Below are 6421 nucleotides of genomic sequence, written 5' to 3' on the forward strand. Positions count from 1 at the left end.
CGGGCGGGTGGCTGCAGGTGGGTCAGGACGTCGCGGCGTCGAGCTGTTGCTGCACCGAGCCGAGCAACTCGTCCCAGGCGTCGGCGAACTTCTGCACGCCCTCGCGCTCCAGCTGGTCCACCACCTCCTGGTAGCGGATGCCCAGGGCCTCGAGGCGGTCCAGCACCGCGGAGGACTCCGCGTAGGTGGACTGCACCGTGTCACCGGTGACCTCCGCGTGGTCAGCGGTGGCCTCCAGGGTGGCGGCCGGCATCGTGTTGACGGTGTTGGGGGCTACCAGGCCGGTGACGTACAGCGTGTCCGGCAGGGACTCGTCCTTCACCGAGGTGGAGGCCCACAGCGGGCGCTGCACGGTCGCGCCGTCGTCGGCGAGGGTCTGCCAGCGCGGGGTGGAGAACACCTCGTCGAAGGCCTGGTAGGCCAGGCGGGCGTTGGCCAGGGCGGCCCTCCCCCTGAGATCGGCCGCGGCCGGGTCGCCCAGGGCGGCCAGGCGCTTGTCCACCTCGGCGTCCACGCGGGAGACGAAGAAGCTCGCCACCGAGTGGATGGTGGACAGGTCGCGGCCGGCCTCGCGGGCCTGCTCCAGGCCGGTGAGGTAGGCGTTCATCACACCGCGGTAGCGGTCGAGGGAGAAGATGAGCGTCACGTTGACGCTGATGCCCTCGGCGATCACCTGGGTGATGGCCGGCAGGCCCTCCACCGTGGCCGGGATCTTGATGAGCAGGTTCGGCCGGTCGATGGTCTGCCACAGGCGGCGGGCCATCTCCACGGTGCCCTGGGTGTCGGCGGCCAGGTGCGGGTCAACCTCGATGGAGACGCGGCCGTCCTGCCCGCCGGTCCGTTCGTACAGGGGGAGGAGCACGTCGCAGGCGTCGGCCACGTCGGTGGTGGTGAGGCGGTACACGGCCTCGTCCACGTCCACGCCCTCGGCGGCGATCTCGCGCACCTGCTCGTCGTAGTCGGCGGCCTCGGCCAGCGCCTTGGCGAAGATGGACGGGTTGGTGGTCACGCCGACGACGGCGCGGGTGTCCACGTACTCCTGCAGCCGGCCCTCGCGGACCATAGGGCGGGAGAGGTCGTCCAGCCAGATGGAGACGCCCTGCGCGGAGAGGTCCCGCACCGGCTGCGGGGCGCCGGGGAACTCCAGGCGGGTGACGGCGCTGGCCTCGGGGGTGGTGTGCGACATGCTCACTGGCCTTCCACGATCGACAGGGACTTCCGGGCCGCGGCCACGGTGGCCGCGGCGGTGATGCCGAACTCCTCGAACAGCACCTCGGCGGGGGCGGAGGCCCCGAAGTGCTCCAGGGAGACGGCCTGACCGGCGTCGCCCAGCAGGTCCCACCAGGACATCGCCAGGCCGGCCTCCACGCTCACGCGTGCGCGCACCGACGGCGGGAGCACCTCGTCGCGGTAGGCCTGGTCCTGGGCGTCGAACCACTCGCGGCACGGCATCGAGACGACGCGGGTGCCGATGCCCTCGGCCTGCAGCGTCCTGCGGGCCTCCAGCGCGAGCTGCACCTCCGACCCGGTGGCCATGAGGAGCACCCGGAGCTCGCCCTCGGCGTCGGCCAGCACGTAGCCGCCCTTGGCCACGCCCTCGGCCGAGGCGTACTGCTCGCGGTCCAGGTGCGGCACCGCCTGCCGGGTCAGGATCAGCGCGGCCGGGTGGTCCACGTGGCCCAGCACCGTGCGCCAGGCCACGGCGGTCTCGTTGGCGTCGGCGGGGCGCACCACGTCCAGGCCGGGGATGGCACGCAGCGAGGCCAGGTGCTCCACCGGCTGGTGCGTGGGGCCGTCCTCGCCCAGGCCGATGGAGTCGTGCGTCCACACGTAGGTCACCGGTGCCTGCTGGATGGCGGCCAGGCGCACCGCGGGGCGCATGTAGTCGCTGAAGGTCAGGAAGGTGCCGCCGTAGGGGCGGGTGAGGCCCTCCAGCGCGATGCCAGTGAGCGCCATGCCCATGGCGTTCTCCCGGATGCCGAAGTGCAGGGTGCGGCCGTAGCGGTGGCCGCTGAACATCGTGGTGGCCTTGGACTCCGGCACGAAGCTCGGCACGCCGTCCATGGTGGTGTTGTTGGAGCCGGCGAGGTCGGCGGAGCCACCCCACAGCTCCGGCATCACCTCGGCCAGGGCGTTGAGCACCTGGCCGGAGGCGGCACGCGTGGCCAGCGGCTTGTCGTCGGCGGTCCAGGTCGGGAAGGCCTCGGCGAACCCCTCGGGCAGCTGCTGGGCGACCAGGCGGTCCAGCAGGGCCGCGTTCTCGGGGTTGGCCTCGCGCCAGGCGGCCAGCCGGGTGTCCCACTCGGCGTGGGCGGCGGCGCCGCGGTCGGCCACCTGGCGGACGTGCGCCAGAACCTCGTCGTCCATGGGGAAGGCGACCTCGGGGTCGAAGCCGAGCAGCTCCTTGGTGCCGGCGATCTCCTCGGCGCCCAGGGCCGCACCGTGCGCCGAGCCGGTGTCGCGCTTGGTGGGCGCCGGCCAGCCGATGACAGTGCGCAGCTTGATGAGGGTGGGGCGCCCGTCGGCCTTCTTCGACTCCTCGAGCGCACGCCACAGGGCGTCCACGTCCTCGGTGTACGGGTCGGTGGCGCGCCAGTCGACGGTCATGGTGTTCCAGCCGTAGGCCTCGTAGCGCTTCGCCACGTCCTCGGAGAACGAGATGTCGGTGTCGTCCTCGATGGAGATCTCGTTGTCGTCGTAGATGACCGTGAGGTTGTCGAGCTCCTGGTGCCCGGCCAACGAGGAGGCCTCGGCGGTGACGCCCTCCATGATGTCGCCGTCGGAGGCGATGACCCACACGTGGTGGTCGAAGGGGGACTCCCCGGGGGCGGCATCGGGGTCGAGCAGCCCGCGCTGGCGGCGCTGCGCCATCGCCATGCCCACTGCGGTGGCCAGGCCGGAGCCGAGCGGGCCGGTGGTGGCCTCCACGCCGGTGGTGTGGTGCACCTCCGGGTGGCCGGGGGTCTGCGAGCCCCAGGTGCGCAGGGCCTTGAGGTCGTCCATCTCCAGGCCGTAGCCGGAGTAGTAGAGCTGCACGTACTGCGTCAGGCAGGAGTGCCCCGCCGAGAGCACGAAGCGGTCACGGCCCAGCCAGTGCGCGTCGTTCGGGTCGTGGCGCATGACCTTCTGGAACAGCAGGTAGGCCGCGGGCGCCAGCGACATCGCCGTGCCCGGGTGGCCGCTGCCGCACTTCTCCACGGCGTCGGCGGCCAGGAGGCGGGCGGTGTCCACGGCGCGCAGGTCGGTGTCGGTCCACCCCACCTGCTGCGCCACGGGGTCGGCGAGCTGGCTGTCGCGGGTGGGCTTGCTGGACTCGGTCACGCTGCACTCCTTGGGATGGGGGAAACGCACGGACGGGCGGGTCTCCACCCTATGCGTCCCGGGGTGGAGGGGGGCACCCCGCGGGGTCCGCCCACGGAAGGGCGGCCGTCGCCGGGAGGGCGCGGCGGGAGGTCAACGACGCTGCGTCGCAGATCGTCGGGGGCGACGGATACGATGGGCCACCGCACTCACGGGCCGGGACGGCTCGGTGTGCGTGCACCCAGCACCGACGCTCGAGAGGACACCGTGACTTCAGGGGCAGATCAGGTGGCGGCGACCCCCGCCAGCCCGTCGGACTCCGGCGCGTGGTCCACCGTCCGGGCGTACGTCTCCCTCTGCAAGCCCCGCATCATCGAGCTGCTGCTCATCACCACCTTCCCGGTGATGTTCCTGGCCGAGCGGGGCGTGCCGAGCTGGTGGCTGGTGGTGGCCACGCTCATCGGCGGCACCCTGTCGGCCTCGAGCGCGAACGTCCTGAACTGCTACCTGGACCGCGACATCGACGCCAAGATGCACCGCACCAGCAACCGGCCGCTGGTCACCGGGCAGATCAGCCCCCGGGCGGCCCTTGTGTTCGGCGCCGTGCTCGGCATCGCGTCCGTGCTGTGGCTGGGGCTGCTGGTCAACTGGCTCTCGGCCGCGCTGTCCTTCGCCGCCATCGTGCTGTACGCGTGGTTCTACACGATCGTGCTCAAGCGCCGGACCAGCCAGAACATTGTCTGGGGCGGGGTGGCCGGCTGCATCCCGGTGCTCATCGGCTGGTCGGCCGTCACCAACTCGCTGGCCTGGGCGCCCTTCGTGCTCTTCCTGTTCGTCTTCTTCTGGACCCCGCCGCACTACTGGCCGCTGTCCATGAAGTTCCGCGACGACTACGCCAACGCCGGCGTGCCCATGCTGCCCGTCATCGAGGACAACGTGGCGGTCGGCAAGAAGATCGTGCTCTACGCCTGGGCCACCGTGCTCACCTCGCTGGTGCTCATCCCCGTGGCGCCGATGGGGTGGCTCTACACCGTGGTGGCGGTGCTCTCCGGCGGCCTGTTCCTCATGGAGTCGCACACCCTGCTGCGTGGGGCGCGCGCCGGTCTGAGCGAGGCCGAGATCAAGCCGATGCGGCTCTTCCACTACTCCATCAGCTACGTGAGCGTGCTGTTCATGGCCGTGGCCGTGGACCCGCTCCTCTACTGGGCGCTGCCCGGCCTGGGCTGAGCTGGCTCCGGGGCCGCGTGACGGCCCAGGCGCCGATGGGCCATGACGTCCACTGGCCACGGCTGACTCGGGCGAGCCTCGGCGGCCGGCCCGCACGGGAGGTGTCACTGGGCACGCGAAAGGTGCTGGTCGCCCGCGATGGTGCGCGTGGGGCCAGCACCTTTCCCGTGCGGCGTGGGCTTTCCGCGTGCCCGGGGGCCGGGACCCCCTGTCGCTCGTAGAGGCCCCCGCGACGAGGGGCGTCACGACGGCTCCGCCCGGCTCCTGACAGGCTCAACTGCTCCTGACCCACGCAACAGCTGCCTGACCGTCCCCCCGAGGGTGGGTCGACCAAGCACGTCGGCAGGTCAGGAGGATGGGAGGGCGCCTGACAGGCCCAGCACGGACCCGGTCAGCCCCAGGCTCGGCGCCCCGAACAGGGGCCAGAGGGCGCCCGGCGGCCCACCGCACGGCCAGTGTCACCAAGCACCGGAAAGGTGCTGGTCGCACGCGATGGTCCGCGTGCCGCCAGCACCTTTCCCGTGCGGCATGGGCTTTCCCGTGCGCGGAGGCCCGGACCCCCCCCCTCGGCTGGGAGAGGCTCGGCCCGCTCAGCGGCGGACGGCCAGCACGCCCCAGGTGAGCGCCCAGACCAGCAGGCAGGCGCCGAGCATGTGCAGCGCCACCAGGGGCGCTGGCACGGCCAGCGCGTACTGCACGTAGCCCAGCAGGCCCTGGGCCAGGGTCACCGCGAGCACCGCCCACCACACGCGCTTGGCGTGGGTGGTCGCCTGCGGCAGCAGGTGCAGGCCCAGCAGCATGGCAGCGACCAGGCCGCAGAAGAGCATCACCGAGTCCGCGTGGAGCCAGCTCATGGTCTTCACGTCGAGCAGGTAGCGCGCAGGGGCGTCGGCGTCACCGGAGTGCGGGCCCGAGCCGGTCACCACGGTGCCGAGGGTGAGCACCACGGCCGCGGTGACGGCGGCCAGCCCGGCCACCAGGTGCAGGGGGCGGGGGAGCGGCGGGTGCTGCACCTCGTCGGCCGAGCGGTCGAACCACAGCACGGCGGCCGAGGCGGTGACCAGCAGCATCGAGACGAGGAAGTGCGCGCTCACAGTGACCGGGTTGAGGTGGGTGCGCACCGTGATGCCCCCGAGCACGATCTGCGCCACGATGCCGCCCACGACGGCCAGCGCCCATGGCAGCTGCTTGCGGCGACGCTCCCCGCCCCGGGCCACCACGGCCAGCACGAGCAGCATCGCCACGATGCCCACCACACCGGTGAGCGTGCGGTTGCCGAACTCGATGTACGGGTGGATGCCGTCGGCCTCCTCGATCACCGGGGTGAACGAGCCGGGGTCGCAGTGCGGCCAGGTGGGGCAGCCCAGCCCGGACCCGGTGAGCCGCACCAGGCCGCCGGTGAGCACGATGCCGATCTCCACGGCCAGGTTGAGCCACAGCAGCGGACGCACCCACCGTCCGATGCGGCGCCAGCCGGTGAGGGCCGGGGTGCCGGTGTCCAGGGAGTCCTCGGCCGACGGAGGAGTGGTGCGGGGGGCTGCGGGTGCGGGGGTGTTCACGGGGGCAAATCCTACGATGCGTCGTGGATCGCGCCGCGGCAGGCGTCGCGTGGTGCCGGCGACTGCGCCCGGCACCGGGGCCCGCCTCAGTCCGACCAGCGGAACACGCGCGTGGCCAGCAGCCCACCCAGCACGGTCCAGGCCAGCAGCACGAGGACGGCCACCCCGTCCAGGTGCCCGTCACCCAGCGCCGCGCGCAGCCCGTCACCGAGGGCACCCGACGGGGTGAGCCGCACGAGCGTCTCCCACGGGGCACCGAAGCGGTGCGAGGGGAGCAGGCTGCCCAGCGCGAGGAAGACCACCCACAGCAGGTTGGCCACGGCCAGCACGGCCTC

The 6421-nt window shown here is 72.5% G+C and carries 4 protein-coding genes and 1 pseudogene; 1 reads left to right on the forward strand and 4 read right to left on the reverse strand.

The features are described from left to right. Positions 1–22: 22 nt before the first annotated feature. Together tal and tkt are read right to left on the reverse strand one after the other, a co-directional pair. A complete protein-coding gene (tal, locus tag HMPREF3099_RS11530) occupies positions 23–1186 on the reverse strand; it encodes a transaldolase (protein ID WP_083323747.1) in 1164 nt (387 codons plus the stop codon). A gap of 2 nt (positions 1187–1188) precedes the next feature. After that, positions 1189–3321 carry a transketolase gene (gene tkt, locus HMPREF3099_RS11535; RefSeq protein WP_070706216.1) on the reverse strand — a complete coding sequence of 711 codons (2133 nt, stop codon included), beginning with the start codon at positions 3319–3321 and terminating at the stop codon, positions 1189–1191. A gap of 267 nt (positions 3322–3588) precedes the next feature. Between tkt and HMPREF3099_RS11540 the strand changes: the two genes are divergently transcribed. Continuing rightward, positions 3589–4527 (forward strand): heme o synthase, encoded by a 939-nt coding sequence (locus HMPREF3099_RS11540; RefSeq protein ID WP_070706217.1) that lies wholly within the window; start codon positions 3589–3591, stop codon positions 4525–4527. Positions 4528–5117: 590 nt separating this feature from the next. On the opposite strand, the gene HMPREF3099_RS11545 is transcribed toward HMPREF3099_RS11540, so the two are convergent. Beyond that, positions 5118–6086, reverse strand: a complete 969-nt coding sequence (locus tag HMPREF3099_RS11545) for a COX15/CtaA family protein (protein WP_237769854.1) — start codon at positions 6084–6086, stop codon at positions 5118–5120. A gap of 86 nt (positions 6087–6172) precedes the next feature. Continuing rightward, positions 6173–6421 (reverse strand): annotated as a pseudogene (locus HMPREF3099_RS11550) (ABC transporter permease); the annotation flags it as partial.

Source organism: Kytococcus sp. HMSC28H12, assembly GCF_001816045.1.
GTDB lineage: Bacteria > Actinomycetota > Actinomycetes > Actinomycetales > Dermatophilaceae > Kytococcus > Kytococcus schroeteri.

Excerpts from the sequence above, each read along its gene's own strand:
- tal (WP_083323747.1), bottom strand. The coding sequence starts at position 1,186 with ATGTCGCACACCACCCCCGAGGCCAGCGCCGTCACCCGCCTGGAGTTC.